Origin of the sequence: Neolewinella xylanilytica, from assembly GCF_002934605.1 — a bacterium.
Taxonomy (GTDB): domain Bacteria; phylum Bacteroidota; class Bacteroidia; order Chitinophagales; family Saprospiraceae; genus Neolewinella; species Neolewinella xylanilytica.
Window position 1 is genome coordinate 1,275,801 of sequence record NZ_PTJC01000006.1, and the last position, 25,779, is coordinate 1,301,579.

The window sequence follows — 25,779 nt, forward strand, 5'->3', positions numbered from 1 at the left end:
CTTGCTTTATTTCGTTTGACTGGCGGGCGGTGCTCCGGCCGGTACGCCGGTTTCCACGGTGATCCGGGGGTGGCTGCTCGCGAAGGTGGCGGCCGCTTCGGAGCTTGCGTGCGTTTGCCAGAGGTAAAGGCGTTCCAGACTGGGGTAGGCTGGCAGGTGCTGGAAGATGCCGTCGTCCACCCGCGTCCGGTACAGGTTCAGGCTTTCCAGGTGCGCTAGCTCCGCCAGCAATTCCACGGTTACGTTGGTCAGTCGGGTGCCGTTGAGGCGGAGGCGGTTGAGGTTGGTGAAGCGGGGCAGGGGAGCGAGGTCCGCATCGTCGAGGGGCTGGTCGTCGAGGTTCAGGTACACCACTTGCTCGGCGGCCAGGGCGGCCAGCTGACGCAGGTCGTCGCCGCTGATCCGTCCGCCCGGTTTCGGCTGGACTTCCAGCGCGCCCCCGTCCGGCTGCAGTACGGCGAGCTGCCAGCCCATTGACCGTAGATCGTCCATAGTGGCCTCCGGCAGGGGGAGGACTTCCACGGTTTCCACGAACCGGCGCGGGCGCAGATCGAGCCCGTAATCCCGCCGGAGCAGGACTTTCAGGTCCTCCGGAGTCTCGTTCAGGTCGAGGACGAAATTGGTATCCGCTCCCTCCGCGATCCAGTAACGGAGCAACTCCACCTGGGTGTAGGTCCAGGGATCGCCGCCGGGGGGCATGGCCTTGACGTCGTCGCGGGGCAGCGTTACCCGTTCGACCCAGTGGCTGCGCAGGGGTTCCCCGGCCACGAAGAGTGGTCCGTCGTCACCGCCGGCGTAGGCGAAGCGGGGCGCGTCCAGTCGGAGTCCGCCACGCTGTTCCCCCGCGCCGTGACACCTGACGCAGCTCTCCTCCAGGGCCGGCTGCAGAAAGGTCGCGTACAGCGCGATGGAATCGAGGTCGGTTTGGGACCAGTCCCGGTAGCCGCTCGAATCCGGCGCGTGCCCCACCAGTCGTTGGACTACCGCGGGGGCATGCTGATAGAGATAGTCTTCCCCGTGGGTGAGGCTTCCGCCGAGGTGACCGGCGAGTCCGAGTACGGCGGCGACCACAATTCCGTATGCCTTGGCCAATCTGCCGCCACGACTGGTGACGAATATCCCGCCCATCGAAAGTGCCGCCACGCTCACGCCGAGCCAGCGGTGCCAGAATAGCGTGTCGCCCCCACCACTTTCCGCGGCCAGTAACCAGCCGCAGACCGCCGCTACGGTGGCGGATACGGCCCCCAGCGTCCAGGCGATCCGGACCGCCGGTCGGGCGGTCCGGCCCGGCCACCACTCCAGCACCACGGCCAACAGCAGGAAGCCGATGGGCAGGTGCACCACCAGGGGGTGAAAGCGACCGACGAAAAGGGAGAAATCTGCGAGAACCGGTAATTGCATGATCGAAATCGGGGCGGCGCGCGCCGAGCCTAAGGTAGGGATTTGCCGGCTGTTCGCGCTATGGCGTGCCCATTACGCAGGACTGCCTTGTCCGAAGGGTGCTCGGGCCCGGGTCGAACATCGCCTGCGGGGTGGGGTTGCCCCTACATAGCAATTACCACAGATAACATTATCCTATGAAAAACCTACAGGGCCTCCTAGAGCATCAATTACGGGACCTTTACTCCGCCGAAGGACAGTACGCGGAAATCCTCCCGAAGATGGTCGCCGCCGCCTCCGATTCCAAGCTAAAGGCCATGTTCACCGATCACCTGAAGCAGACCAAGTCGCAACAAGACCGCGTTCGCCAGCTTCTGGAAGACATCGACGTCAAACCGGGCGGCGTCAAGTGCGAAGCCATGGCCGGCCTCATCAAGGAGTGCCAGGGCATGATCGATGAGGATACCACCGCCGCCGTCAAGGACGCCGGCCTCATCGCCGAAGCCCAGCGCTGCGAGCATTATGAAATCTCGGGTTACGGCACCGCTACGAAGTACGCGATGACCCTCGGCCACGACGACATGGTCGAGGTACTCGATGCGATCCTGGACGAAGAGTCTCGGTTCGATGAGGAACTAAACGATCTGGCCATCCAGGAGATTAACCAAAAGGCGGTATAGGTCAGGCGCCCCGGCGTAACCCATACCGTACAACGACAAGCGCCGCCCTGGTCAGTAGATCGGGGCGGCGCTTATACATTGGGCAATGCCTTACCGGAACGCGGCATTCAGTTGATCGGCTGCCAGGTCCTGGGCCTCGTTTGCCAGGGGTACGACGGCATAGGTACCGAAGAACTCGTGGGTGGTGCCGGGATACAGCTGGTAGGTAGTCGTTACTCCCGCGTCCCGCAGCGCCTGCGCCAGCAGCATGCCTTCGGTCTGTAGCGGATCGATTTCGGCGGCAATGATGGTGGCGGGCGGCATTCCGGTCAGGTCGGCCTCGTCGACCAGCGAGATCAGCGGATTATCACCGTCAGCCGGCGAGTTGAAATACTTCTCGGTAAAGAAGAGAATATTGGGCCGGTTCAACGGCACGGCGTTGGCGTATTCCTCGTAGGACTCGGTCATGAGGTCGTTGTTAGCGACCGGGTAAACCAGGAGCTGGTGTACGGGGAGGGCAACGCCCCGGTCACGCGCCATCAGGCAGACGGCAGCGGCCATGTTGCCTCCGGCACTTTCGCCCGCGGTGGCGATGCGGCTGGAGTCGATGCCGATGGTCGCTGCGTTTTCCCGTACCCACTTATAGGCGGCAAAAGCGTCTTCGTGGGCCGCGGGAAACTTATTCATATCCTCGGAAGCCAGGCGGTAGTCCACCGATACGACCACGGCGCCGGTCCGCTCGGCCAGCAGCTGCGCCGAGGGCTCGTAGACTTCCAGGGATCCGATCACCCAACCACCGCCGTGGTAATACACGATACCGGGGCGGTTGCCGGAAGTGGTATCGGTCGGGGTGTACACCCGCACGGGGATGCCGTCGGGAGCGGACTGCGGCGTATAGCTGGGGGGCAGGATGCGCTGGTCGGTGGTGACGGCGGGCACGGGGGCCGGCCGGTTGTTTTTAGCCAGCAGCGTATTCAGAGCGTCGGTGACGCTGTGGTCCATGCGGGCCTGACGGGCGGTGAGCTCAGGCAGGGCCGGGTCGCCAAAGGCCACGAATTGCTCGATGACGGCCCACATCTGGTCGTCCATGTCAGGGGCGTAGTCGGGTTTGGGACCCATGGGCTCGATCAGCATCAGCTCGTCTCCGGAAAGGAAGAGATCGTCGTCGTCGCTGCAGGAAGTCAGCGATGCGGCCAGTAGGATGGTCAGGCCGGCTAGACGGACAAGACGGGAGAGAGAGGTCGCCCGGGTGGGGGCTACCAGCGGGTTGGTAATTTGCTGCATGGAAGGTTGCGTTGAACTGGGTGGCTGCCAACATTGAAATAGTACAAATCGTACTCAACGGGGAGGCCTCGGAATAGAAATTGCCGATATTTGAGTAGTACAACCCGGAAATCGTGTCTGTGTTGCGAAAATTATGCTCAACTACCCAACTGTCGTGCTCCCTTCGGCACGTATGCGGTCATAGATTTACGGCCACGGTATGTTGCGCCGGAGTGCCGGCTCACCGCCTTGCTACTTAGCGGTCCGTTATGAGAAGGTGAATGAGGGTGAGCAAGTCGATGTACGGCACGTTACCTGCTTTCCTCCTGCGCTCCGGCGCAAAAAAAGCTTTCACGCCAATGAATGGCCAGTGAAAGTATGCGGGGAACACAGGGATATCTTGTCCTGCTATGAACAGTATGCGGTTTGCCTGAGGCTCACCCGGGTATCCACTTGCTGACCGCCACCGTACCCGCCAGGGGATGGTCGGGCAGGGTATCGCGCTCGTTGAGGATGCGTTCCTGAGAATAGGTGCCGGCTGTGGTATCGGGGGCGGAGTAGATCTCAAGTTGGCGATCAATGAGGTTGACGATCCAGTACTCGGGAATGCCGGCCCGGGCGTAGATGCCCCGCTTTGCTCCCCGGTCACGCGGCAGGGTTTTATCGGCTACCTCGATGAGCAGATGGATGTCGGTGGGGTAGGGGTGGTGATCGAGGTAGTTGTGTTCGCTAAGCCGGGCGATGACGTAGTCCGGTTCGGGTTCGGAGCCCTCGTTTATTGTAATGGGTTGCTCCTGACTACATACGTACTTGCCTGCTAGCAATTGGACGAAGTGGGCGTTAATCGTGCGCACACAAACAGCGTGAAAACGTCCAATCGGGCTCATATCAACTATCTTCCCATTCAGTAATTCCACCGGATCGTCCTCTCCTAAAATGCCGGCTTCGATCATCGCGTGGTACCGCTCCACGGTGATGAAGTGTAGATGAGCGAGTAACTCAATGTTCGGATCGGCGGTAGCGGTCATGGCGTTATGCGTTCATCTGCTTAAACGTGAATTTACGTAGGCAGGTTGGCAACTTTCTACCTGCGCTCCGCCGCAAAAACCCTAAAACCCAAACTGCGCCGGCAACCAGGTACTCAACCCCGGCACCAGCGTCACGATCAGCAGGGCCACCAGCATCGCTACGAAGAAAGGCAACAATGGCCGCACCACCTTCTGGATGGTGGTTCCGGCCACGCCCACGCCTACGAAGAGCACGGCGCCTACGGGCGGGGTACACAGACCGATACACAGGTTGAGGATCATGATGATGCCGAAGTGAACCGGGTCGATGCCGATCTGGACGGCCACCGGGAGAAAGATGGGCGTAAAAATGAGCACCGCAGGGGTCATGTCCATAAACACGCCGACGAAGAGCAGGATCAGGTTGATGATGATCATGATGACGATCGGGTTGTCGCTCGTAGCCAGCAGGAAGGTCGTGATGTCCTGGGGGATGTTTTCGAAGGCCATGATCCACGACATGGAGATCGAAGTGGCGATCAGGATCATCACGATGGAGGTGGTACCCACCGCGTTGAGAAAAACCTGCGGCAGGTCGGATACCTTCACTTCGCCGTACACGAACGACAGCCCCAGGCAGTAGAGCACCGCGGCGGCCGACGCCTCGGTAGCCGTGAACACCCCGGCCACGATGCCGCCGATGACGATGATGAGCAGCAATAAGCTCGGCAATGCCCCCACGAAGGTGCGGCCGATCTCGCCGAGCGAAAAGGTGCCCCGGGTGGTATACCCCTTACGCTTAGCTACGATGGCGGCGACGATCATCAGCAGGAATCCGGTCAGCAGCCCCGGAATGTAGCCCGCGAGGAAGAGCGCGGCGATGCTCACCCCCCCGCTTGCCAGGCTGTAGACAATGAGGATGTTACTGGGTGGAATGATTAGGCCGGTCGTGGAGGAAGTGATGTTAACCGCGGCGGAAAATTCCTTGCTGTAGCCTTCCTTTTCCATGGCTTTGCCCACGGTCTCCCCGATGGCGGAAGCTGCGGCGGCGGCCGATCCGGCGATGGCGCCGAAGAGCATGGCCGCGATGATGTTAACGTGGGCCAGTCCACCGGGCAATCCCCCCACCAGCGAGCGGGCGAAGGCAATCAGCCGCCGGGCGATGCCCCCCTGGTTCATGATCTGGCCGGCGAGGATAAAGAAGGGGATGGCCAGCAGGCTGAAGCTATCGAGCCCGGAGGCGGTCTGCTGGGCAACGGTGGTCAGGGCGGGCAGGCTGGGAATGCTGACCAGCATGGTCACGGTAGCGCTGATGCCGATGCACCAGGCAATGGGCATGCCGATACCGATGAGTACGACGAAGGTGAGTACGAGGATCGTGACTTCCATCAGGTGGCTTTAAAGTCGGAAAGGCGGTAGTAGATGATGAGGAGTCCGCTGATCGGTACGACGGAGTAAATGATCGACATGGGGACGCCCAGGGCGGGCGAGAGCTGACCGAGCTGGGCCGTGAGCAGCACCAGGCGAGTGCCTCCTACGACCATCACGCCGAGGGCAAAGAGGATGATGAGGGAGGCGATAAGTTTGACCGGCTTGTTGTCCAGCAGGTCGATGGACAGGTGCATGCGTTGGCCGCTGGCGTAGGCCGCGCCGAGAATACCGATCCAGATCAGTAAAAAGCGCGCCATCTCTTCCGACCAGCTGGCCTGGTTGCTCATCACGTAGCGAGTGAAGACCCCCCAGAGTACGTCGAGCGTCATCACGGCGAGCATGATCACCAGGACGTATCCCAGTATTTTATCAACCTTATCCTTCATTTTCGGGGGCCATTGCGATGATCTGTTGAATCAGGGAGTACAGCCGGGGCTGGTCCCGGTAGCTTTCCAGGATAGGGGCGGTCTGCTCGATGAATGGCCCCTTGTCGGGGCGGATGATCTGTACCCCTTCCGCTTCCACTGCGTCCAGCGCTTCCTGCTCCGCTTCCTGCCACAGCTCCCGCTGGTAAGTGACGGATTCATCGGCCGCTTGCTGTAGCCATTGCTGCTCTTGTTCATTGAGGCGGGCGAAGGCTTCGGTACCGATCATCAGCACGTCCGGCACGGCGGTGTGCTCGTCCAGGGTGTAGAATTTGCACACCTCGTAGTGGCGGGAGGTATAGAAGCTGGGCGGATTGTTTTCCGCCCCGTCCACCACCCCCTGCTGGAGGGCGGTATAGAGCTCGCCGTAGGAGATCGGGGTAGGGGAGCCCCCCAGGGCCTGCACCATGGCGATGGCCGTGGCGCTCAGCTGGACCCGGATCTTTTCCCCCTTCAGGTCATCCGGTACGTTGACCGGGTGGTCCTTGGTGTAGAAGGAGCGCTGGCCGGCGTCGTAGTAGACCAGCCCGCGCAAGCGGTACTGCTCGCTGGTGGTCAGCATCTCCCGGCCGAGTTCGCTGTCCTGAAATTTATAGACGTGCTCCCGGCCCCGGAAAATGTAGGGCAGGGAAAGGACGGCGATCTCCGGGGAGAAATTCTCGAGTACCGCCGCCGAGACCTTGGTCATGTCGAGGCTGCCGATCTGTAGGAGCTCCAGGCTCTGGCGCTCGGTGCCGAGCTGGTTGTTGGGGTAGATGCTGATGGTCAGCTCCCCGTCGGACAGTTCCGCGAGGCGCTCGGCCATGTTGACCATGCCCTTGTGGACGGGATGGCTGGTGTCCAGTCCGTGGGCCAGCCGCAGCACCCTGCCCTCGGATTCCTCGGTGCAGCCACTGAGCAAAAACAGCAAGAAGCCGCAGTAAAACAATCCTTTTGTCATGATCGCAAATCTTTCGCGATTTTCAGGGCATCCCGCACGCTGTCGGTAAGCCCGGAGAAATCACGATCGGAAAGTACCGAATTTCCGATTAACTGCGATCCGAGGCCCACGCAAACGGCTCCGGCACTGAACCACCCCTTCAGGTTATCCAGTTCGGTGGTTACGCCGCCGGTGGGCATGATGCTGGTCCAGGGTTGGGGGCCCCGTACCGATTTGATAAACTCGGGGCCGTAGACGCTCCCGGGAAACAACTTGACGATTTCACAGCCCAGTTCCTCGGCGCGGCCGATCTCCGTCAGGGTAGCGCAGCCAGGCAGGTAGGGCACCTTGCGGCGGTTGCAGACCAGGGCGACGTCTTCCCGCAGGGAGGCCGACACGATGAAGCTTGCTCCCAACTGCAGGTACAGGGCGGCCGTGGCAGCGTCGTTGATCGAGCCTACGCCCAGCACCATATCGGGCAGTTCCTTGCGGGCGAAGACGTTGAGTTCGCGGAATACCTCGTGGGCGAAGTCACCACGGTTGGTGAATTCTAGCAGGCGACCACCGGCCGCGTAGCAGGCGCGGAGGACTTCCTTGCCCAGCTCGGCATCTTTGTGGTAGAAAAGGGGCATGATCCCCTGCTCGTGGATAACGGACAGGGTGTGAAGACGGGAATGTAAGGACATAGGAAAGGGTCATGATCGTAAGGGGAAGCCGGCGTACACCGGCTCCCCAGAATAGGCACATTGGATTAGCGGGCAACGCGGCCGGAACCGTCGCCTTCGATGAGTTTGTTGACCTCGTCCACCGTCACGAGGTTCGCGTCCCCGTAGATGGTGTGTTTGAGGCAGGAGGCACCGACGGCGAAGTCCAGGGCGTGCTGCTTGTCGTCCTTGAAGGTGAGCAGGCCGTAGATAAGGGCCGACATAAAGCTGTCTCCGCCGCCGACGCGGTCCACGATGTCCGTGATCTGGTAGGTCTTGGTTTCGTACAGCTTTTCGCCGTCCCAGAGTACGCCGGCCCAGCTGTTATGACTGGCACTGACGGAACCGCGCAGCGTGGTGATGGTCATTTTGCAGCGGGGGAACTTGTTCATCAGTTCCTTCAGGACGGGCAGATACTTTTTGCCGTCCATTTCCCCGCCGGCGGTTACGTCCACCTCTTCGGGATGGAGACCGAAGTGCTTTTCGGCGTCCTCCTCGTTGCCGAGAATTACGTCACATCCTTCCACGAGTGCGGGCATGACGTCCATGGGGTCTTTGCCGTACTTCCATAGTTTGGCGCGGTAATTCAGGTCCGTGGAGACGGGTACGCCCAGCCGGTTGGCGGCCTGGATGGCTTCGAGGCAGGCGTCGGCCGCACCCTGGGAGAGGGCGGGCGTAATCCCGGTCCAGTGGAACCAGTCGGCGTCCTTGAATACCTCGTCCCAGTCGACCATCCCCTTTTCGATGGTGGCCATGCCGGAGTGGGCACGGTCGTAGACAACCTTACTGCCCCGCTGCACGGCGCCCATTTCGAGGAAGTAGATGCCGAGGCGCTCGCCCCCGCGGACGACGTAGTCCGTCTTGACGTTCCGTTTGCGGAGTTCCATCAGCGCGCATTCACCGATGTCGTTATTCGGCAGGCGGGTAACGAAGTGGGCGTCCAGGCCGAAGTTAGCCAGGGCGACGGCCACGTTGCTTTCACCGCCGCCGTAGACGACGTCGAACTCGGAGGCCTGGGAAAAACGAAGGTGACCCGGGGGGGTCAGGCGGAGCATGATCTCTCCGAAGGTGACAACTTTCATGCGGGAAAATTAAAATAGTTTTTAGCGTTGTTGTAGCTGATATCCTGGATCATCTTGCCGATCCACTGCTGGTCGTTGGGGAGCAGGCCGCGCTCGATATCCTGTCCGAACAGGTTGCAGAGCAGGCGGCGGAAGTATTCGTGGCGGGGGAAGGACATAAAGGAGCGGCTGTCGGTCAGCATACCTACAAAGCGGCTTAGCAAGCCCATATTGGACAGGGCATTGATCTGTTTCTCCATTCCGTCAAGCTGGTCGAGGAACCACCAGGCCGAGCCGTACTGCATCTTGCCAGCTACGCTGCCGTCGTTGAAGTTGCCGACCATGGTGGCCATGATCTCGTTATCGGCCGGGTTGAGGTTGTATACGATCGTCTGGGCCAGCTGATCGGTATTGTCCAGGGCGTTGAATAACAGTGACATTCCCTGCGCCTGGCGGAAGTCGCCGATACTGTCCACGCCGGCGTCGGCGCCAAGGTTGCGCAGGATGCGCTGGTTGTTGTTCCGCAGGGCACCGAGGTGAAATTGCTGGGTCCAGCCCAGCTCGTGGTAAACCTTACAGAGCTCGGTGAGCAGGGCGGTCTGGAACTGCCGGGCCTCCGCCGGGGTGACCGAATCGCCCCGCAGCCGCTTCGTAAAGATCCGTTCGGCGTCTTCCGGGCTGCAGGTCTCGGCGAAGAGCTGGTTGAGTCCGTGGTCCGATACCCGGCAGCCGAGCCCGTGGAAGTAGTCGATGCGCTGGCGCAGCGCGGCTAGCAGGTCGCTGTAATCGTTGATGTCCCGGTCGGCCGCCGTAGCCAGTTTGCTGATGTATTCCGCGTAGCCCTCGGCGTCGATCATGATCGACTTATCCGGGCGGAAGCCGGGCACTACCTGGCAGGAGAAGGGATCCTTACCGATGGCCACGTGGTGTTCGAGGTTGTCGATCGGGTCGTCGGTGGTGCAGATCACCTTCACGTTCATCCGCTTTACCAGGGAGCGCACGGAAAAATCGGCACCCTGCAGCTTTTCGGTACACTGGTCGTATATGGCGTCGGCGTTGTCGGGGCCGAGCAGGTCGGTGATCCCGAAGTAGCGGTCCAGCTCCAGGTGCGACCAGTGGTAGAGCGGATTACGCATCGTGTAGGGTAGGGTAGCGGCCCAATTACGGTGCTTTTCCCGGTCGCTGGCCGAGCCCGTGATGCCATCTTCGGGGATGCCGTTGGCGCGCATGGCCCGCCACTTATAGTGGTCGCCGCGCAGCCATACGTCGGTCAGGTTCGTGAACTGGTGATCGTGGGCAATCTCGGACGGGGGCAGGTGGCAGTGGTAATCGATAATGGGCATGTCGGCCGCATAATCGTGATAAAGCTTACGGGCTGCGTCGGTTTCCAGGAGGAAATTTTCGGCGACAATCGGATTCTGCATGCATCAACTACTTTGGGCCGGCCAATATAGGAATAGCTGGGTAGGCAGCTATCCAAAGGTGGTGGGGTAATGGTATATGTGAAACTTTGCACCGGAAAAGTGAAAAGATACCTTACCGGAAAGTCCGGCGCCATCCCCCTACACCTCCCCCCACATCACCTCCAGATTGACGTCCCGCAACCGGTCGCCGAAGCGCCATTCCGGGGCGTTGGGGATGGTGGTGGTTTTCGCCTTCAGTTGCTCGAGGGTGGTTCCTTTCCGCTTTTCCTTTTTTACGTACGACCGCAGGTTGCGCAGATAATCCCGGAAGGAAGCCACGTCGTCCACGTCGCCGGTCACCGGGTAGGACTCCGCGGCGTGGCCGAAGATGAACACCGTATCCCGGTCGTAGGTCTTCCGGATCTTTCCGAGCACGTCGATCCAGTTGGTGAGGTTGCCGCCGGCCTCCGGGTCCACGTAGGGGAAGCGCCGGTTAAACAGCAGGTCGCCGAGGTGGGCCACGTTGGCATTTTCAAAGTGGATCACGGCATCCCCTCCGGTGTGGGCCGGGCCGAAGTGGCGGGCGGTCACGGTCTCGGTGGCGCCGGGCAGTTCGACCGACCACTCCTTCGCGAAGGTGGTCTTGGGCAGCGGCACGGCTTCCCCTTCGGTACGCTTGGCCTCGCTGGTTGCGAGGTTAGCATGCGCCCGTTCGTGGCTGACGTAGTCCCGGGCCAGCGGGGCGATCACCCCGTTGCCGCCCGTATGGTCGCCGTGGTGGTGGGTATTGATCAGTAAATCGAGTGGGGCGTCATTACCGAAAACCTGCCCGAGGAAATTGGTTGCCGCATCCGGAAACTGGGAGTCGATCACCACGCCGCCGACCCCGTTCTGCGGGTGGTAGAAGCCGATCGTGCCACCGCGCTCCGTGTAGAAGCCGACATTATCACGGATCATGGTTACCGCCGGTGGGAGGAATAGGGAGGAACGGGCCGCCAACGGGCGCAGCAGGGTGCCGGCCGCCAGGGCGGTGGTGGTGGTTAAAAAGCGGCGTCTGCGCATGCTTGTCGGTTTGCCCGATAAGGTACGCCTCGCGCTACGGAATTCATCGGGCAGACTTTTCAAGCGCGGGGGTTTTGCGCCGGAGCGCGGGAACGGAAAGTGCAACTAACCGAGTACCTTCCACCGTTACCCCATCAAACAGACCCGATGCAAGCCCCTGAACTCCGCACCGACCGCCTACTCCTCAGCAAACCCGAACTGGCGGATGCTGGCCGCATCGTGGAGCTGGCCAACGACCCGGTGATCGCCGAATTCACCCTGTCCGTTCCCCATCCGTACACGGAAGCCGCCGCCATCACGTGGCTGGCCGCCATTAACGAGGGGTGGGCGGAAGATCACGCCTTTTCCTTCGCCATCCGCAACCCCGAGAACGGGGAAATGCTGGGGGCCGTAGGGCTACACATCTCACCGAAGTTCGGCTACGCCGAGCTCGGCTACTGGATGGGGGCACCGTACCGGGGCCGTGGCTACGCCCGGGAAGCAGTTGGCGCGGTAATCGATTTCGGATTTCGCCATACCGACCTGGTCCGCATCCAGGCCAATCACCGCGACGACAACCCGGCCTCGGGCAGGGTCCTCCTGGCCAATGGACTGAAGCTGGAGGGCACCCTGGACGACTTCATCATCAAGGACGGTAACGCCTGGACCGTCGTGCAGTACCGGATCCTACGGCGGGAGTGGCAGCGGAGCGGTTCCGGCACTTGAAACAATTTGTTTATTTTCTCGGACTGCCGTATCTTGCGCCCATGACCGTAAGACTACTTCAGTGCGACGCCCTCCGGCCGGACCGGCGTGCCATCGCCCGCACCATCGAGGATATTGCCGACGACGTCGATTCCGGCACCGCCACGGAGTACACCGATATTTTATTGGCGGGTTCGCCCGTTGAGATTGAGGTGAGCTTTAATGAGAGCTCGGCCTACCGAAGCCTGCGAAAGCTCGATATTGAGTACGAATTAGTGGAGTAATCCCCCGGTATGGACAAAGTAAGAATCGATAAATGGCTGTGGGCCGTGCGCATCTTCAAGAGCCGAACCCTGGCCACCGACGTGGTCAAGAAGGGTAAGGTCCGCATCAACCAGCAGCCCGTCAAACCGAGCAGCACCGTGACGGAGGGGGACCGCCTCCAGGTGCAGAAGGAAGGCTTCAACCTGGAGATTGAAGTCGTCAAGTTGCTCAACAAACGGGTAGGGGCGCCCCTGGCCGTCACCTGCTACGTCGATCACACCCCCGAAGACGAGATGAATAAGTATAAGGACTGGTTTGTCGGTAAGTCTAAAGGCGAGTTTCGGGAGAAAGGAGCGGGCCGCCCCACGAAGCGGGAGCGGCGGGAGATCGAGTCGTTCAAAGAAGATCCGCGGTCGGATACGGAATAGAAGCGGGCGTATCCAGGAGGAAGCTACGCCCACCAACTCACCGTGGATGACTGCTACTTCCGCAGTGCTGTTCTGGCGCTTCCCCGCTCGCCTTGGAAAGTCTCGACCCTGGATTTTACTCGAGCCATGAACGTTCCGAGGTTGAGTGCCCTCCGGGCTAAGATGATCTACGCACCGTACCTTCGCCCCCTCAATCTTCATGGATGTCCAAAGCAGAACCGGTAGGGGTGATCGGGGCGGGTACTTTCGGTACCGCCATGGCCAATTTGTTGGCGCTGAACACCGACGTGCTGGTCTATAGCCGCAGCGCCGAACTCACCGAGCGGCTCAACCGCGAGCGCTTCCGCTTTGGGGTTCCCCTGCACAAGCGGGTCCGGCTGGTCAATGATTTCGGGGAGGTAGCCGAGCGTTGCCAGCTCATTCTGCCGATTGTCCCATCGGATAACTTCCGGGAAATGATGCGCAGCGTCACGGATCACCTTAGGCCGAGCCACGTCCTGATCCACGGCACCAAGGGGTTGGACGTGACCGGCATCGAGGAAAAGGATATCCGCACGAAGGGAATCGAACGCCGCAACGTGCATACCATGACCGACGTGATCCGCCAGGAAAGCGTAGTGGTACGGGTGGGGGCGCTTACCGGACCGAACCTCGCCCGCGAGCTTCTGGACGGTCAGCCTTCGGCCTCCGTCATTGCCAGCAAATTCGACGAGGTAATCAACCGGGCGAAAGTGGTGCTGAAGTCGCAGCAGCTTCACGTCTTCGGTACCCACGACCTCCTGGGGGCCGAGCTGGCCGGCGTACTGAAAAACGTCATCGCCCTCGGATCGGGTATCCTGAAGGGCATCGGGCTGGGGAAGAACATCCAAGCCATGCTGGTAACCCGCGGCCTGGTCGAGATGGTTCACTTCGGCCAAGCACTGGGAAGCGATAAGCGGGCCTTTTTCGGGACGGCCGGCATCGGCGACCTCATCGCCACGGCCACCTCACGCAAGAGCCGCAACTACATGTTCGGCTACCGCATCGGATCCGGCGAAAGCCTCCAGGAAGTGATGGCCACCAGCCAGGAGCTCGCCGAAGGGGTGCGCACCCTCATGATTACCCGCCATTTGGCACGGAGTATGCGGCTCCGGGTGCCAATCACCGAGATGCTGTACCAAATCGTTTTCGAGGGTTTCCCCGTCGACGAGGCCATGAACTACCTGATCACCTATCCTTACGACGTAGACGTAGATTTTCTCTAAGCTTACCGTATGACTATCAAACAACTCTGGCCCCACCTGCTCGCCCTGGTCCTGTTCTTCCTTACCGTGGTGGTGCTGTTTCTGCCGCAATTTCAGGGGGAGTCGCTACAGCAGGGGGACATCGTGCAATACCGCGGCGCTTCCCGGGAACTCAACGAGTTTCGGGACCAGACTGGCGAGCGGACCAACTGGACGAACGCCATGTTCGGCGGAATGCCGACCTATCAAATCTCGGCCGTATCGGCGGGTAACCAGCTGACCCTGGCGAATCAGGTATTCCGGGGCTTCCTGGGCGGACCGGCCGGCTACGTCTTTTGCGGCATGCTGACCTTTTACCTGATGATGGTGTTACTCGGGGTCAACCACTGGTTGGCCCTGGCCGGAGCCATCGCCACGGCCATCGCAACGAACAACATCGTACTCTACGAGGCCGGCCACGTCAGCAAACTAGGGGTAATCATGTACTTACCGCTGGTAGCCGCCGGCGTACTGCTTGCCTTCCGCAGCAAGTACCTGCTAGGTGGGGCGGTCTTCGCCCTGGGCATGGGGCTGTCGATCCTGGCCAACCACCCCCAGATGTTGTACTATTTCGGGCTTACCCTTCCTTTCCTTGGCCTAGCCGAACTGATCCGCCACTATCAGCAGGGTACGCTCGTCGAATTCGCGAAGGCCATGGGAGCCCTGCTCGTGGGCCTGGCACTCGCTATGGGGGCCGGAGCAAGTAACCTACTCACCACTTCCGAGTATTTACCGCAGTCGATGCGGGGCGGCTCGGTACTGAGTAGCCCGGCGGCCGAAGCCGGCGCGGCCCAGGCCACGGAGGCCGGGGGGCTGGACTACGATTACGCCATGCAGTGGAGCAATGGCTTTAAAGACATGATCGCTACCTACGCTCCCCTCGCAGCGGGTGGCGGCAGCGGTCAGGAGATCGAGCGGGATACCGATTTCGGACAAGCGATGACCCGCGCGGGGTTCCGACTCCCGGCTACTTTCCAGGCTCCGCTCTACCACGGCAGCCTGCCCTTCACCGAGGGGCCGATCTACCTCGGGGCGGTAGCCTGGGCCCTGTTCGTCTTTGGGCTCTTTACGGCTTCCACCACCGCCAGGGTGTGGCTCGCGGGGGGCACGGCCCTCATCTTTCTATTAAGTATGGGGAACAACGCCGGTGGCATCAACCGGCTGCTCTTCGATTACCTTCCGCTGCTAAATAACTTCCGGACCCCTAACTCCGCCCTGAGCGTATCCGCTTTCCTGATGGTCACCCTCGGGCTCCTGGGCATGCACCGGTGGATCAAACTGGCGGCTGGCGACGGCCTTGCGGCGGGTCGTCAACTCAAATTCGCCGGCTATACCGCCGCGGCGCTTGGTGTCTTGGTCGTCCTGCTCGGTTTTACCTTCGACTTCACCGCGGCCCAGGACGCGGCCCAGATTGCCCGCTTCACCGGCGGGCAGGGCGACGTCAACCAACTGGTTGGTGCACTGGAAGCTACGCGCTCGGACTTCTACTTCGACGACGCCATGCGCAGCCTGCTGTTCGTCGGCCTTACTTACGGAGCCATCTATCTGCTCTGGAAGGGAAGCCTGTCGCTTACCTGGGGAGCTGTAGCCATAGGGATACTCGCCCTGGCTGACTTTGCCGGCATCAATAGCCGTTACCTTACCCACGACGACTTCCAGCCGAACCGGGTCGTCAGCAATGTGGTACAGCCGAGTCCGGCGGACCAACAAATCCTCCAGGACCCGGATCCCAATTACCGCGTACTTAACCTCTCCCGCCCCCTCGACCAGGATGCCTTCACGAGCTACTTTCACAAGAGCCTCGGGGGCTACTCCGCCGTTAAGATGCGCCGCTACCAAGACCTGATCGACGGTTACCTCGCCCGGCGGGATCCGCAGGTGATCAACATGCTGAACACGAAGTATTTCCTCATTCCCGGCGAGGGCGGGGAACTTCGCGCTCAGCAAAATCCCGACGCCTTTGGCAATGCTTGGCTGGTAGAGGAGATTGATTTCGTGCAGGGGGCGGACGCAGAATTCGCCGCACTGGGAACGGTGGAGGATTTGCGGAATACGGCTATTGTGGAGGAAGCCTTTGCACCCGCGCTCGGCGCCCTGAACCCAAACGGCCAGGGTACCATCGAACTAACGAGTTATGCCCCGAACAGGCTCACCTACCGCTTCCGTTCCGACAGCGATCAGCTGGCCGTTTTCTCCGAGATCTGGTACGGTCCGGACCTAGGCTGGGAAGCTACCATCGACGGCCAACCCGCCCAGTTGATCCGGGCCAATTACGCGCTGCGCGCGCTGCCGGTCCCGGCGGGTGACCACGAGATCGTGATGACCTTCGCGCCCTCGAGTTACGCATTCGGGCGTACCATCTCCCTGGTGTGCAGCGTTCTGATCTTATTCGGGGTAGTGGGGGCACTGGTATACCAATACCGTTCCCCCCGCACAAGCGCGTGATAATCCTAAAACGAATGGTACGAAGCTCGATTTTTTGTTTGGCCCTGCTCGGTGTATTAGCCTGTGAGGAAGCGCCCCTGGCGCCCCTGGCCGATCCGCTGGAAGTTTACTACCCGCTGGAACTCAACCAGCCCACTTACTTCCAGGTCGACAGCGTCATCTTGGTGCGGGCGGTCGGAGGGGTGCGCTACGACAGCAGCTCCACCGAAGCCCGGGAAACCCTGGTAGAAACTTTCGTGGGCGGCGACGGGTCCACCTACTATCGTGGGGAGCGCTGGGAACGCCGTAACGAATCCGCCCCCTTTCAATTCAAGCAGACGTTTACCGTTCACCGGGACGGCTCGAGCCTGGTGCGGTCGGAAGATAACCTCACTTTCACCAAATTGGTCAGCCCGTTACGGGAAGGCGTTAATTGGGACGGGAACCGCGGCTTCGATGACAGCCGACAGGTCTTTGTAGGCGGGGAGCTTCTGGACGTCTACGAAGGCTGGAATTACCGCTACCTCAATACGGATACGGCGGTCGACTTGCGCACCGGTTTGCAGGTGGATAGCGTCGTCGTCGTCCGGCAGGCGGATGTCACCGACAATCTCGTCGAATACCGGGTGGCGTACGAGTGGTACGCCCCGGGCATCGGCCTGGTGGAACGCTTTGTGGACGCCCGTCACTCCCAGTGCATCAATACGCAATCCAACTGCGATGAACTGAGCTGGGACGAGAAGGCGGACAAGGGTTACATCATCCGGCAGACTTTTTTACGGCGGGACTGAATTCCTTCCGTTGGATCGCTAACACCGCCCGTACCCTAGGCTACTTGCTCACCGGGGGGTATCCCCTACGCCTGCGCTGAATCCTCCATACGGCCGGCAACGTAGCAACTTAGCCGGCCAATTCCGCCGAAGCCGGGACCCCCCTTGTACTTGGTTGATGGGTTACCTCGCAAACCGGACAACTTTTCCGCTCTTATCGGGCCGGAACGCCGCCTTACCGTAAAAGGTCCCGCGGGAAGCGAACCGGAAGGCAGCGATGCCGGTAAAGGTTTCCGGATAGCTTTTCGGGATAGGCGGCCCCACGGGCTCGACCCGGATAAGCTCCGACCGGACCAGGTTCGGGCGCGGCCGGTGGTCGTTCGGTCAACCTTTGCCGGCGGAATTTCATTTTATCTATCTTAGCCAGCGAATTTTCGCTAAACGATCATGATATGACCAAACGCACCCAACGACACATCCGCCGCGCGGCCGTTCTCGGCTCCGGGGTAATGGGCTCCGGAATCGCCTGCCACTTCGCCAACATCGGACTGGAAGTCCTGATGCTCGACATCCTCCCCCGGGAGATGTCCGAGACCGAGACCAACCCCCAGGTGCGCAATTCCGTAGCGGCGAAAGCCCTGCAGGACGCCATCAAGTCCAAGCCCGCGCCGCTCTACGACAAAGACTTCGCGAAACGCATTACCGTCGGCAACTTCACCGACGATATGGAAAAGCTCGGTGACTACGACTGGATCATCGAGGTCGTTGTCGAGCGCCTCGACATCAAGCAGAAGGTGCTGGGTCAGGTCGATAAGGTGCGCCGGAAGGGTAGTTTGATCACGACCAATACTTCGGGAATTCCCATCCGGATGATCCAGGAGGGGATGAGCGAGGATTTTCGCCAGCATTTCTGCGGCACGCACTTTTTCAATCCGGCCCGCTACCTGCGGCTGTTCGAGATCATCCCCGGCCCCGATACCAAGCAGGAAGTGCTGGATTTCTTTATGCACTACGGTGATCTCTACCTCGGCAAGACCACCGTCATGGCCAAGGATACGCCCGCCTTTATCGGTAATCGGATCGGGGTTTACAGCCTGTCCAAGAGCTACTCCCTGACCGACGAACTCGGGTTGAGGATCGAAACGGTAGACAAACTGACCGGTCCCGCGCTCGGTCGCCCGAAGACCGGAACCTTTCGCCTTGGCGATCTGGTGGGGCACGATACCGGTGCCCACGTCATGACGGGTATCCGCGAAAACGCCCCCGACGACGAGGCCAGCGCGGTGATGGAAATCCCGCAGTACTACCAATTTTTGCTTGACAATAAATTCCTCGGCAATAAGACCGGTCAGGGCTTCTATAAAAAAACGACCGATGCCGAGGGCAACCGGGTGATTCTTGGCCTCAACCTGAAAACGCTGCAATACGAGGAGCCGCAGCGGGAAGACCTCCCCAGTTTGAAGACCGCCAAACAGATCGACGACCTGCCACGCCGGGTACAGGCCATCTTCAAATCGGAGGACAAAGGTGGTGAATTCGTCCGGCGGATGCTGGGCGGGCTGTTTGCCTATAGCGCCAACCGCATCCCCGAGGTAAGCGATAACCTCTATAGCATCGACGATGCCATGCGGGCCGGTTACGCCTGGAAGATGGGGCCGTTCCAGTACTGGGATGCGGTAGGCTTGCAAGCCGGTATGGAGGCCGCCAAAGAAGACGGGGCGACGATACCCCAGTGGGTCAGGGATATGCAATCCGCCGGCCATGACAGCTTCTACAAGCGGGAGGGCGGTCAGCTAAAGTACTATGACGTAGCAAGCAAAACATACAAAGTCAAACCCGGCACCGAGCAGTTCATCATTCTGGACAACCTGCGCGAACAGAAGCCGGTGTACAAAAACAGCGAAGTCACCGTGCACGACATCGGTGACGGCGTTGCCTGCCTGGAATTTACCAGCGCCTACAACAGCATCGGTGAGGGGGTACTCCGGGGTTACCAGGAAGCGATCACCCAGCTGGAAGAAGAAGGGTGGCGGGGGCTGGTCATCGGCAACGGGGCGGATAACTTCAGCGTCGGTGCCAATCTGATGATGATCGCCCAGCTGGCCTACCAGCAGGAGTTCGAAGAATTAAACATGGCGGTGAATCTCTTTCAGCAGAGCGTGATGCGCCTTCGGTACAGCGCCCTGCCGGTGATCGCCGCGACCCAGGGCTACGTCTTCGGTGGCGGCTGCGAAACCGTTATGCACTGTGACGGAGCGGCCGTAGCCGCCGAGAGCTACATCGGGTTGGTGGAGGCCGGAATCGGGGTCATTCCCGCCGGCGCCGGCACCAAGGAGTTCGCGCTGCGGACCAGCGACAGCTTTTTCGAAGGCGACGTAATGATCCCCACCCTCATCGAGCGCTTTAAGACTATCGCCATGGCATCGGTTTCGACGAGTGCCTACGAAGCCTACAACTACGGTTACCTCATCGAGGGCCGGGACAAAGTGGTTGTCAATAAAGACCGCAACATCGCCGAGGCCAAACGCATGGCCCTCGACCTGGCCGATGACGGGTACACCATGCCCCGGCAACGGGACGACATCACCGTGCTCGGCCGTGGTGGGCTCGCCGCGCTCTACGCCGCAGCGAACGAACTGCGGCGGGGGCACTTCGCCAGCGAACACGACATCAAGATTGCCAAAAAGGTGGCCTGGGTGCTTTGCGGTGGCGACCTGACCGGCACCCAACAGGTCAGCGAGCAGTATCTGCTGGATATCGAGCGGGAAGCCTTCCTCAGTCTCTGCGGCGAGCAGAAGACGTTGGAGCGTATCCAGCATATGCTGCAAACGAATAAACCGCTGCGGAACTAGTAGCTAGTCCATCATCGCAAACCGAAACATCATGAAAGAAGCATATATAGTAACCGGACTTCGCTCCGCCGTGGGTAAAGCCGGCCGGGGCGGATTTAAGAATTTTCGTTCCGACGATCTGGCCGTACGGGTCATCAAGGAATTATTCAACCGGAACGAAGCGATCGACCCGAAAATCGTGGACGACGTACTGGTAGGCTGCGCCAACCCGGAAGGGGAACAAGGCCTGCAGGTCGGCCGGCAGATCAGTTTACGGGCGCTGGGCAAGTCCGTGCCCGGCGTGACGGTCAACCGCTACTGTGCCAGCGGCCTGGAAACCATTGCCATGGCCGTAGCCAAGGTCCAGGCCGGGATGGGAGAATGCTTCGTAGCCGGCGGCGCCGAAAGCATGAGCCATATCCCGATGACGGGGTACAAATTGGCGCCCAGCTATGAGGTCGCCAAGGATACCCCGGACTATGTCGTCAGCATGGGCATCACGGCCGAAGCCGTTGCCAAGAAGTACAACGTCACCCGCGAGGAAGCCGACCGCTTCAGCGTGCGGAGCCACGAACGGGCCGCCAAGGCGATCGACGAGGGGCTGTTCGCGGACCAGATCGTGCCGATCGAAGTCGAAGAGGTATTCGTCAAGGACGGTAAGCGGCAGACCAGCTCACATACCGTTGCCCAGGACGAGGGCGTCCGCCGCGGCACCAGCATGGAAGCCTTGGGCAAACTCCGTTCCGTTTTCCAGAAAGACGGTGTCGTGACGGCCGGAAACTCCAGCCAGACCAGCGACGGGGTGGCCTTCGTCATCGTGATGAGCGGGGAGATGGTCAAGCAACTCAATCTGGAGCCCGTGGCTCGCCTGGTTAGCTGTGCCGTTGGCGGGGTGGATCCGCTGTACATGGGTATCGGTCCCTGCGTAGCCATTCCCAAGGCGCTCAAACAGGCCGGACTGAAACTGGAGGACATCCAGCTGGTGGAGCTGAACGAAGCCTTCGCTACGCAATCCCTGGCCGTCATCCGGGAAGTCGGACTGGATCCGGAGATCGTCAATGTCAACGGCGGGGCCATCGCGCTCGGCCACCCACTGGGTTGCACGGGCGCTAAGCTCTCTATCCAGTTGCTGGACGAAATGAAACGCCGCGACCTCCGCTACGGAATGGTGACCGCCTGCGTGGGCGGCGGCCAGGGCATCGCCGGGATTTACGAGCGGCTCTAGGGGTGCGGGAAGTCCTCCGCCAGGAACTGATGGACATGGCCAATCGGCAGTTCCCCGCGGTTGCCCGGGCGGGTGGATATCCCATTTACCGGAACCATTGCTTCCTACGGGTAGTGTACGATCACTTATTTCAAAAAAAGTGGCAGGCGGCGCTGGACAATAAAAAGCCCGCCATCCATCAATTGGACGAAACGCAATTGCGCCGCGCTATCCACCTCGGAAATCAACTGATGGCCGACCGACAGTGCTGCGAAATCATGAACCGGAAATCACTGGAGTGGCGGGGGAAGCAGTAGGAAACTCCCCCGTTTCCGGTGTGTTCTCCGGACCATGATTAGCTTCTTCTTTGCCACCCTTGGCTCCCTGTTTTCGGTTGTCAATCCGTTTGGCGCCGTACCGATGTACCTGACGTTGACGAATGATTACAATCATTCCGAACGGTCGCAAACGGCGCGTAGGACGGCACTGTACTTCATGATGATTCTGGTCGTTTTCTTCTTTGCCGGAAGCGTTATCCTGGAATTTTTCGGTATCTCCCTTAACGCCCTGCGGATCGCCGGTGGACTGATTATCGTGAACAGTGGCTACGGCTTACTCAATAGTAAGGCGGAGCGCCGCCGGATCACCCACGAAATCGAGGAAGAAGCCTACACGAAGGAGGATATCAGCTTTACGCCCATGGCCATGCCGATGCTTTCCGGACCGGGTAGCATTTCGCTATTGATCGGGCTTTCCGCCGGTCAGCAGGGGTGGGAGCGGAGCACGTTGATCGTCGGGGTGGTCGCCGTAATGGCCCTGCTTGTTTTTATCACCCTGTACTATGCCCCGCTATTGTTCCGCCTGCTGGGGCGCGCGGGTTTATCCGCCCTGAGCCGCATCATGGGATTCCTGGTAATGGCCATCGGGATCCAATTGCTGCTATTCGGGCTGTTGAGCTTAATCGGCGATATTTGGCCCCAGGTGGAAGCCATGCGCTAGGCGGGTGGCCACCTAAGTATATGGAATTTCATAAGGATTAGAATCCCTGGCTAGAACCAAGATAGGCGGGACTCAGTTTCTACTCGTAGGTAGTCGACCGGGCCCTATGCCGGGTTAGGGAACCTTAGCTGCCGGTCGCGTGTACCCATTATTCGCCGAAGTGCAGTCGGCTGAAATCACCCCCTTACGAAATCGATTGTTTTGAACAACAGCACTTTAATATTAGGGGCGACCCCGAATCCAACCCGCTATGCGTACGCTGCCGCCGAGCGACTCGTCCGTCATGGTCACGAGATCATCCCGGTGGGCATCAAGTCGGGACAGCTGCAGGGAAGGGATATCCTGCACGGTAAACCGGACGTCTCCGAAGTCGATACCGTAACCCTTTACATCGGCCCGAAGCACCAACCCGAGTATTACGACTGGTTGTTGCGGGTAGCGCCCCGCCGCATCATTTTCAATCCCGGTACGGAGAATCCCGAACTGATGCGACTGGCGAAGGCAAACGGAATTGAGACGGTAACCGGCTGTACGCTGGTTATGCTGGCGGCCGACGCCTACTAAACGGTAGATTGACGAACTGCGGAACGAACGCCTGGACGATCGGGCGGTTAAGCATAGGACCCCCATTTATAGAACAAAATTCACAATAACTGTCCGGACAGCGGACGGTCGTGAACCCTTTACATGACAAACGAAAAATCAATCGCCACCCTACAGGAGCGAAAACCATACGGAAGGTTCGAGGACATCGAAGTGTGGCCCGGCAGACCCTATCCCCTTGGCGCTACCTGGTCACCTGCGGGGGTGAACTTCGCCGTGTTCAGCGAGCGGGCCACCCGCATGGATCTGTGCCTGTTCCGTCGGGAGAGTCCCAACAAGGAAGAATACCGCATCCAGATGATGGAGCAGACCGATCAGGTCTGGCACTGTTTCATTCCCCAGTTGGAAACCGGATGGCGGTATGGCTTCCGCGCCTTCGGTGAATGGAACCCCAAAAACGGCAATCTTTTCAACCCCAACAAGCTGCTCATCGATCCCTACACCAAGGCGATCGACGGTACGATCGACTGGCACCCGGCCGTTTTTCCCTATCCCATCAAAAGCGACGATCCAAAGCGCTACCTCACGATGGACGAGCAGGACAGCGCGCCCTACATCACCAAAGGGGTCGTCATCGACCCTGCCTATGATTGGGAAGGGGACGTTCGCCTGGAAACGCCGATGCACGAGACCGTCATTTACGAAATGCACGTCAAGGGACTGACCCAACAGCATCCCGATATCCCCGAGGAATTGCGGGGAACGTACGCCGGCCTGGCCCACCCCGCCACGATCGCCTACCTCAAAAATCTCGGCGTCACGGCGGTAGAGCTTATGCCGGTGCATCACTTTGTCCAAGATAGCCACCTGATCGATAAGGGCCTCCGCAACTACTGGGGGTACAACTCCCAGAGTTTCTTCGCCCCTCACGCCGATTATGCCTCTTCCGGGCGGGCAGGCGAGCAGGTCATCGAGTTCAAGGACATGGTCAAGACCCTGCACAAGGCGGGACTGGAAGTCATCCTGGATGTCGTTTACAACCATACGGCGGAAGGCAACCACTTCGGCCCCATGCTGGGCATGAAGGGACTGGACAACCAGGCCTATTACCGGCTCGTGGAGGACGACAAGCAGTATTACATGGACTATACCGGCACCGGCAATACGGTCAATATGGTCCACAACCGCTCGCTCCAGCTCGTTATGGACAGCCTCCGCTACTGGGTCACCGAGATGCACGTCGACGGCTTCCGCTTCGACCTCGCCAGTGCCCTCGCCCGCGGACTCTACGAAGTAGGCAAACTGAGCACCTTCCTCGACACCATTCACCAGGATCCGATCATCAGCCAGGTAAAACTGATCGCCGAACCCTGGGACGTCGGACCGGGAGGCTACCAAGTCGGGGCCTTCCCCGTACTCTGGTCCGAATGGAACGGAAAATACCGCGACGACGCCCGGGCCTTCTGGAAGGGAGATTCCCGCGGCGTGGCCGATATGGCTTTCCGGCTTACGGGCAGTAGTGATCTTTACGAACTGAGCGGCCGCCGCCCGGCTGCCAGCATCAACTTCGTGACCGCCCACGACGGCTTTACGCTGCGGGACCTCTACAGCTACAACGAAAAGCATAACCTGGCCAATCAAGAGGACAACCGCGACGGCGAAACCCACAACGAAAGCTGGAACTGCGGCGTAGAGGGGGAAACCGATGATCCGGAAATCAACAAGTTGCGCCTGCGGATGCAACGCAACCAACTGGCTACCCTGCTCTTCAGCCAGGGCGTGCCGATGATTTGCATGGGCGATGAGTACGGCCGTACCCAGCTCGGCAACAACAACGCCTACTGCCAGGACAACCCCATCAGCTGGTTCGACTGGGACTGGACGGAGGATCAACAGGCGCTCCACGATTTTACCCGCTACCTCATCACCCTGCGAAGGGAAAACCCCGTTTTCCACCGGCGGCGTTTCTTTAGCGGCCTGAAGATCCACGATTCCCACATCGGGGATATCCTCTGGCTCAATCCATCCGGCCACGAAATGACCGATGCGAACTGGAACGATGGCAATCAGCTCTGTCTGGGCATGATCCTCAACGGCGAAGGCATGGACGAATACGACGAACGGGGTAAGCGGATCAAGGACGACATCTTCCTCGTGATCCTGAATGCCTACTGGGAAGGCGTGGAATTCACCCTTCCCGGCGTCAAGGAATTCACTCGCTGGGAGCTGTTGGTAGATACCCACACCAGCGACATTCCCAAACCCGGTGATTACATCGCCGACGAACCGTTCCTGCTGGGTCCCCGCAGCCTCTACACCTTCCGCCTCAAACTTCGTCGCGCCAACCGCAACGCCGCCGGTCAACGGAAAGTAACGATTGTCGAACAGGTGCGTAAATTGCTGCAGATGATCCAGGAGTAAACCGGACGTCCAAACCAGCCGCATATGCAACTACTGACTCACCGTCAGATCGACGCCAAGGTCACCCGCCTTGCCATGGAAATCCTGGAACACAACACGGCCGAAACCGAGTTGTACATCCTAGGTGTCAATAACCGGGGTATGGAGCTGGCCCGTAGGCTGGCCGGGGGGCTGCGAACGCTTTCGCAGTCACCCCTCCACCTCTGGAATCTGCGCATCGACCCCCGTAAGCCCCTCGACGGCGCCACGATACCGGACCACGACGTGCAGGAGCTGAACGGGAAGCCGGTGCTGGTCGTAGACGACGTAGCCAACACCGGCCGAACGCTGTTTTACGCCCTCGGCGCCCTCAGAGACGTACTGCCCGGCAAAATCGAGGTGGCCGTACTGGTGGACCGACAGCACAAGGAATGGCCCATTTACGTGACCTACAGTGGCCTGGTACTCTCCACCACGCTGGGAGACAACATTCTTGTGGAATTCGGGGAGGAAGACGCTGCCCTGCTGCAGTAAGCTACCCGGGGCTACCGATCCGACAAGATGCTGGCACCCGCGCTCCGGCGCCCAACCCTGCTGCGCGCGCGGTACCGGCAAGGGGCAAATCGGGGCGCCGGAGCGCGGGAGAGAAGCGGTCG

The 25,779-nt window shown here is 60.2% G+C and carries 24 protein-coding genes; 14 read left to right on the forward strand and 10 right to left on the reverse strand.

Annotation, left to right across the window (positions count from 1 at the left end; genetic code table 11):
* Window positions 1–6: 6 nt before the first annotated feature.
* Window positions 7–1,401: a c-type cytochrome domain-containing protein gene (locus CLV84_RS14635; protein ID WP_104420521.1), complete on the reverse strand. Its 1,395-nt coding sequence runs from the start codon at window positions 1,399–1,401 to the stop codon at window positions 7–9.
* A gap of 176 nt (window positions 1,402–1,577) precedes the next feature.
* Between CLV84_RS14635 and CLV84_RS14640 the strand changes: the two genes are divergently transcribed.
* The gene (locus CLV84_RS14640) at window positions 1,578–2,060 is read left to right on the forward strand and encodes a YciE/YciF ferroxidase family protein (RefSeq protein WP_104420522.1); all 483 of its coding nucleotides are present in this window, start codon (window positions 1,578–1,580) and stop codon (window positions 2,058–2,060) included.
* Between the two features lie 90 nt (window positions 2,061–2,150).
* On the opposite strand, the gene CLV84_RS14645 is transcribed toward CLV84_RS14640, so the two are convergent.
* The 9 genes from CLV84_RS14645 to CLV84_RS14685 all read right to left on the reverse strand — a co-directional run bounded on the left by CLV84_RS14645 (window position 2,151) and on the right by CLV84_RS14685 (window position 11,314).
* On the reverse strand, window positions 2,151–3,323 hold the full coding sequence (locus CLV84_RS14645; RefSeq protein ID WP_104420523.1) for an alpha/beta hydrolase: 1,173 nt from the start codon (window positions 3,321–3,323) through the stop codon (window positions 2,151–2,153).
* Window positions 3,324–3,739: 416 nt separating this feature from the next.
* Entirely contained in the window at window positions 3,740–4,330 is a 591-nt protein-coding gene (locus tag CLV84_RS14650; RefSeq protein WP_104420524.1) for a Uma2 family endonuclease, read from the reverse strand.
* A gap of 81 nt (window positions 4,331–4,411) precedes the next feature.
* Entirely contained in the window at window positions 4,412–5,698 is a 1,287-nt protein-coding gene (locus tag CLV84_RS14655) for a TRAP transporter large permease (RefSeq protein ID WP_104420525.1), read from the reverse strand.
* The gene (locus tag CLV84_RS14660) at window positions 5,698–6,126 is read right to left on the reverse strand and encodes a TRAP transporter small permease (protein WP_104420526.1); all 429 of its coding nucleotides are present in this window, start codon (window positions 6,124–6,126) and stop codon (window positions 5,698–5,700) included. The genes CLV84_RS14655 and CLV84_RS14660 overlap by 1 nt, the downstream gene beginning before the upstream one ends.
* Complete coding sequence (locus tag CLV84_RS14665) at window positions 6,116–7,105, reverse strand: TRAP transporter substrate-binding protein (protein WP_104420527.1); 990 nt, start codon at window positions 7,103–7,105, stop codon at window positions 6,116–6,118. Before CLV84_RS14665 ends, CLV84_RS14660 begins: the two co-directional genes overlap by 11 nt.
* Entirely contained in the window at window positions 7,102–7,770 is a 669-nt protein-coding gene (locus CLV84_RS14670; protein ID WP_104420528.1) for a bifunctional 4-hydroxy-2-oxoglutarate aldolase/2-dehydro-3-deoxy-phosphogluconate aldolase, read from the reverse strand. The genes CLV84_RS14665 and CLV84_RS14670 overlap by 4 nt, the downstream gene beginning before the upstream one ends.
* Before the next feature lie 65 nt (window positions 7,771–7,835).
* Window positions 7,836–8,870 (reverse strand): sugar kinase, encoded by a 1,035-nt coding sequence (locus tag CLV84_RS14675; protein WP_104420529.1) that lies wholly within the window; start codon window positions 8,868–8,870, stop codon window positions 7,836–7,838.
* Window positions 8,867–10,273 carry a glucuronate isomerase gene (gene uxaC / locus CLV84_RS14680; protein ID WP_104420530.1) on the reverse strand — a complete coding sequence of 469 codons (1,407 nt, stop codon included), beginning with the start codon at window positions 10,271–10,273 and terminating at the stop codon, window positions 8,867–8,869. Before uxaC ends, CLV84_RS14675 begins: the two co-directional genes overlap by 4 nt.
* Before the next feature lie 138 nt (window positions 10,274–10,411).
* A complete protein-coding gene (locus tag CLV84_RS14685; RefSeq protein WP_104420531.1) occupies window positions 10,412–11,314 on the reverse strand; it encodes an MBL fold metallo-hydrolase in 903 nt (300 codons plus the stop codon).
* A 147-nt stretch (window positions 11,315–11,461) separates the two neighbouring features.
* Between CLV84_RS14685 and CLV84_RS14690 the strand changes: the two genes are divergently transcribed.
* The 13 genes from CLV84_RS14690 to CLV84_RS14750 all read left to right on the forward strand — a co-directional run bounded on the left by CLV84_RS14690 (window position 11,462) and on the right by CLV84_RS14750 (window position 25,657).
* Window positions 11,462–12,019 (forward strand): GNAT family N-acetyltransferase, encoded by a 558-nt coding sequence (locus CLV84_RS14690; protein ID WP_104420532.1) that lies wholly within the window; start codon window positions 11,462–11,464, stop codon window positions 12,017–12,019.
* Between the two features lie 41 nt (window positions 12,020–12,060).
* Window positions 12,061–12,282, forward strand: coding sequence for a hypothetical protein (locus tag CLV84_RS14695; RefSeq protein WP_104420533.1), 222 nt, complete (start codon window positions 12,061–12,063; stop codon window positions 12,280–12,282).
* Between the two features lie 9 nt (window positions 12,283–12,291).
* On the forward strand, window positions 12,292–12,690 hold the full coding sequence (locus CLV84_RS14700; protein WP_104420534.1) for an RNA-binding S4 domain-containing protein: 399 nt from the start codon (window positions 12,292–12,294) through the stop codon (window positions 12,688–12,690).
* Between the two features lie 203 nt (window positions 12,691–12,893).
* Window positions 12,894–13,934 (forward strand): NAD(P)H-dependent glycerol-3-phosphate dehydrogenase, encoded by a 1,041-nt coding sequence (locus CLV84_RS14705; RefSeq protein WP_104420535.1) that lies wholly within the window; start codon window positions 12,894–12,896, stop codon window positions 13,932–13,934.
* 9 nt (window positions 13,935–13,943) lie between these two features.
* On the forward strand, window positions 13,944–16,397 hold the full coding sequence (locus CLV84_RS14710; RefSeq protein WP_104420536.1) for a YfhO family protein: 2,454 nt from the start codon (window positions 13,944–13,946) through the stop codon (window positions 16,395–16,397).
* Between the two features lie 14 nt (window positions 16,398–16,411).
* A complete protein-coding gene (locus CLV84_RS14715; RefSeq protein WP_104420537.1) occupies window positions 16,412–17,167 on the forward strand; it encodes a hypothetical protein in 756 nt (251 codons plus the stop codon).
* 431 nt (window positions 17,168–17,598) lie between these two features.
* Entirely contained in the window at window positions 17,599–19,998 is a 2,400-nt protein-coding gene (locus tag CLV84_RS14720) for a 3-hydroxyacyl-CoA dehydrogenase/enoyl-CoA hydratase family protein (RefSeq protein WP_104420538.1), read from the forward strand.
* Window positions 19,999–20,029: 31 nt separating this feature from the next.
* A complete protein-coding gene (locus CLV84_RS14725; protein WP_104420539.1) occupies window positions 20,030–21,202 on the forward strand; it encodes a thiolase family protein in 1,173 nt (390 codons plus the stop codon).
* Between the two features lie 2 nt (window positions 21,203–21,204).
* A complete protein-coding gene (locus CLV84_RS14730) occupies window positions 21,205–21,498 on the forward strand; it encodes a hypothetical protein (protein ID WP_104420540.1) in 294 nt (97 codons plus the stop codon).
* A 34-nt stretch (window positions 21,499–21,532) separates the two neighbouring features.
* Window positions 21,533–22,180 (forward strand): MarC family NAAT transporter, encoded by a 648-nt coding sequence (locus tag CLV84_RS14735; protein ID WP_104420541.1) that lies wholly within the window; start codon window positions 21,533–21,535, stop codon window positions 22,178–22,180.
* A 201-nt stretch (window positions 22,181–22,381) separates the two neighbouring features.
* A complete protein-coding gene (locus tag CLV84_RS14740; protein WP_104420542.1) occupies window positions 22,382–22,744 on the forward strand; it encodes a CoA-binding protein in 363 nt (120 codons plus the stop codon).
* 123 nt (window positions 22,745–22,867) lie between these two features.
* The gene (gene glgX / locus CLV84_RS14745; RefSeq protein WP_104420543.1) at window positions 22,868–25,144 is read left to right on the forward strand and encodes a glycogen debranching protein GlgX; all 2,277 of its coding nucleotides are present in this window, start codon (window positions 22,868–22,870) and stop codon (window positions 25,142–25,144) included.
* A 24-nt stretch (window positions 25,145–25,168) separates the two neighbouring features.
* Window positions 25,169–25,657: a phosphoribosyltransferase family protein gene (locus CLV84_RS14750; RefSeq protein WP_104420544.1), complete on the forward strand. Its 489-nt coding sequence runs from the start codon at window positions 25,169–25,171 to the stop codon at window positions 25,655–25,657.
* The last annotated feature ends 122 nt before the right edge of the window (window positions 25,658–25,779 follow it).

What these genes read in the sequence shown, in the direction of transcription:
- CLV84_RS14635 (WP_104420521.1), bottom strand. Translation starts at nt 1,401, where the DNA reads ATGCAATTACCGGTTCTCGCAGATTTCTCCCTTTTCGTCGGTCGCTTT.
- CLV84_RS14640 (WP_104420522.1), top strand. Translation starts at nt 1,578, where the DNA reads ATGAAAAACCTACAGGGCCTCCTAGAGCATCAATTACGGGACCTTTAC.
- CLV84_RS14645 (WP_104420523.1), bottom strand. Translation starts at nt 3,323, where the DNA reads ATGCAGCAAATTACCAACCCGCTGGTAGCCCCCACCCGGGCGACCTCT.
- CLV84_RS14650 (WP_104420524.1), bottom strand. Translation starts at nt 4,330, where the DNA reads ATGACCGCTACCGCCGATCCGAACATTGAGTTACTCGCTCATCTACAC.
- CLV84_RS14655 (WP_104420525.1), bottom strand. Translation starts at nt 5,698, where the DNA reads ATGGAAGTCACGATCCTCGTACTCACCTTCGTCGTACTCATCGGTATC.
- CLV84_RS14660 (WP_104420526.1), bottom strand. Translation starts at nt 6,126, where the DNA reads ATGAAGGATAAGGTTGATAAAATACTGGGATACGTCCTGGTGATCATG.
- CLV84_RS14665 (WP_104420527.1), bottom strand. Translation starts at nt 7,105, where the DNA reads ATGACAAAAGGATTGTTTTACTGCGGCTTCTTGCTGTTTTTGCTCAGT.
- CLV84_RS14670 (WP_104420528.1), bottom strand. Translation starts at nt 7,770, where the DNA reads ATGTCCTTACATTCCCGTCTTCACACCCTGTCCGTTATCCACGAGCAG.
- CLV84_RS14675 (WP_104420529.1), bottom strand. Translation starts at nt 8,870, where the DNA reads ATGAAAGTTGTCACCTTCGGAGAGATCATGCTCCGCCTGACCCCCCCG.
- uxaC (WP_104420530.1), bottom strand. Translation starts at nt 10,273, where the DNA reads ATGCAGAATCCGATTGTCGCCGAAAATTTCCTCCTGGAAACCGACGCA.
- CLV84_RS14685 (WP_104420531.1), bottom strand. Translation starts at nt 11,314, where the DNA reads ATGCGCAGACGCCGCTTTTTAACCACCACCACCGCCCTGGCGGCCGGC.
- CLV84_RS14690 (WP_104420532.1), top strand. Translation starts at nt 11,462, where the DNA reads ATGCAAGCCCCTGAACTCCGCACCGACCGCCTACTCCTCAGCAAACCC.
- CLV84_RS14695 (WP_104420533.1), top strand. Translation starts at nt 12,061, where the DNA reads ATGACCGTAAGACTACTTCAGTGCGACGCCCTCCGGCCGGACCGGCGT.
- CLV84_RS14700 (WP_104420534.1), top strand. Translation starts at nt 12,292, where the DNA reads ATGGACAAAGTAAGAATCGATAAATGGCTGTGGGCCGTGCGCATCTTC.
- CLV84_RS14705 (WP_104420535.1), top strand. Translation starts at nt 12,894, where the DNA reads ATGTCCAAAGCAGAACCGGTAGGGGTGATCGGGGCGGGTACTTTCGGT.
- CLV84_RS14710 (WP_104420536.1), top strand. Translation starts at nt 13,944, where the DNA reads ATGACTATCAAACAACTCTGGCCCCACCTGCTCGCCCTGGTCCTGTTC.
- CLV84_RS14715 (WP_104420537.1), top strand. Translation starts at nt 16,412, where the DNA reads ATGGTACGAAGCTCGATTTTTTGTTTGGCCCTGCTCGGTGTATTAGCC.
- CLV84_RS14720 (WP_104420538.1), top strand. Translation starts at nt 17,599, where the DNA reads ATGACCAAACGCACCCAACGACACATCCGCCGCGCGGCCGTTCTCGGC.
- CLV84_RS14725 (WP_104420539.1), top strand. Translation starts at nt 20,030, where the DNA reads ATGAAAGAAGCATATATAGTAACCGGACTTCGCTCCGCCGTGGGTAAA.
- CLV84_RS14735 (WP_104420541.1), top strand. Translation starts at nt 21,533, where the DNA reads ATGATTAGCTTCTTCTTTGCCACCCTTGGCTCCCTGTTTTCGGTTGTC.
- glgX (WP_104420543.1), top strand. Translation starts at nt 22,868, where the DNA reads ATGACAAACGAAAAATCAATCGCCACCCTACAGGAGCGAAAACCATAC.
- CLV84_RS14750 (WP_104420544.1), top strand. Translation starts at nt 25,169, where the DNA reads ATGCAACTACTGACTCACCGTCAGATCGACGCCAAGGTCACCCGCCTT.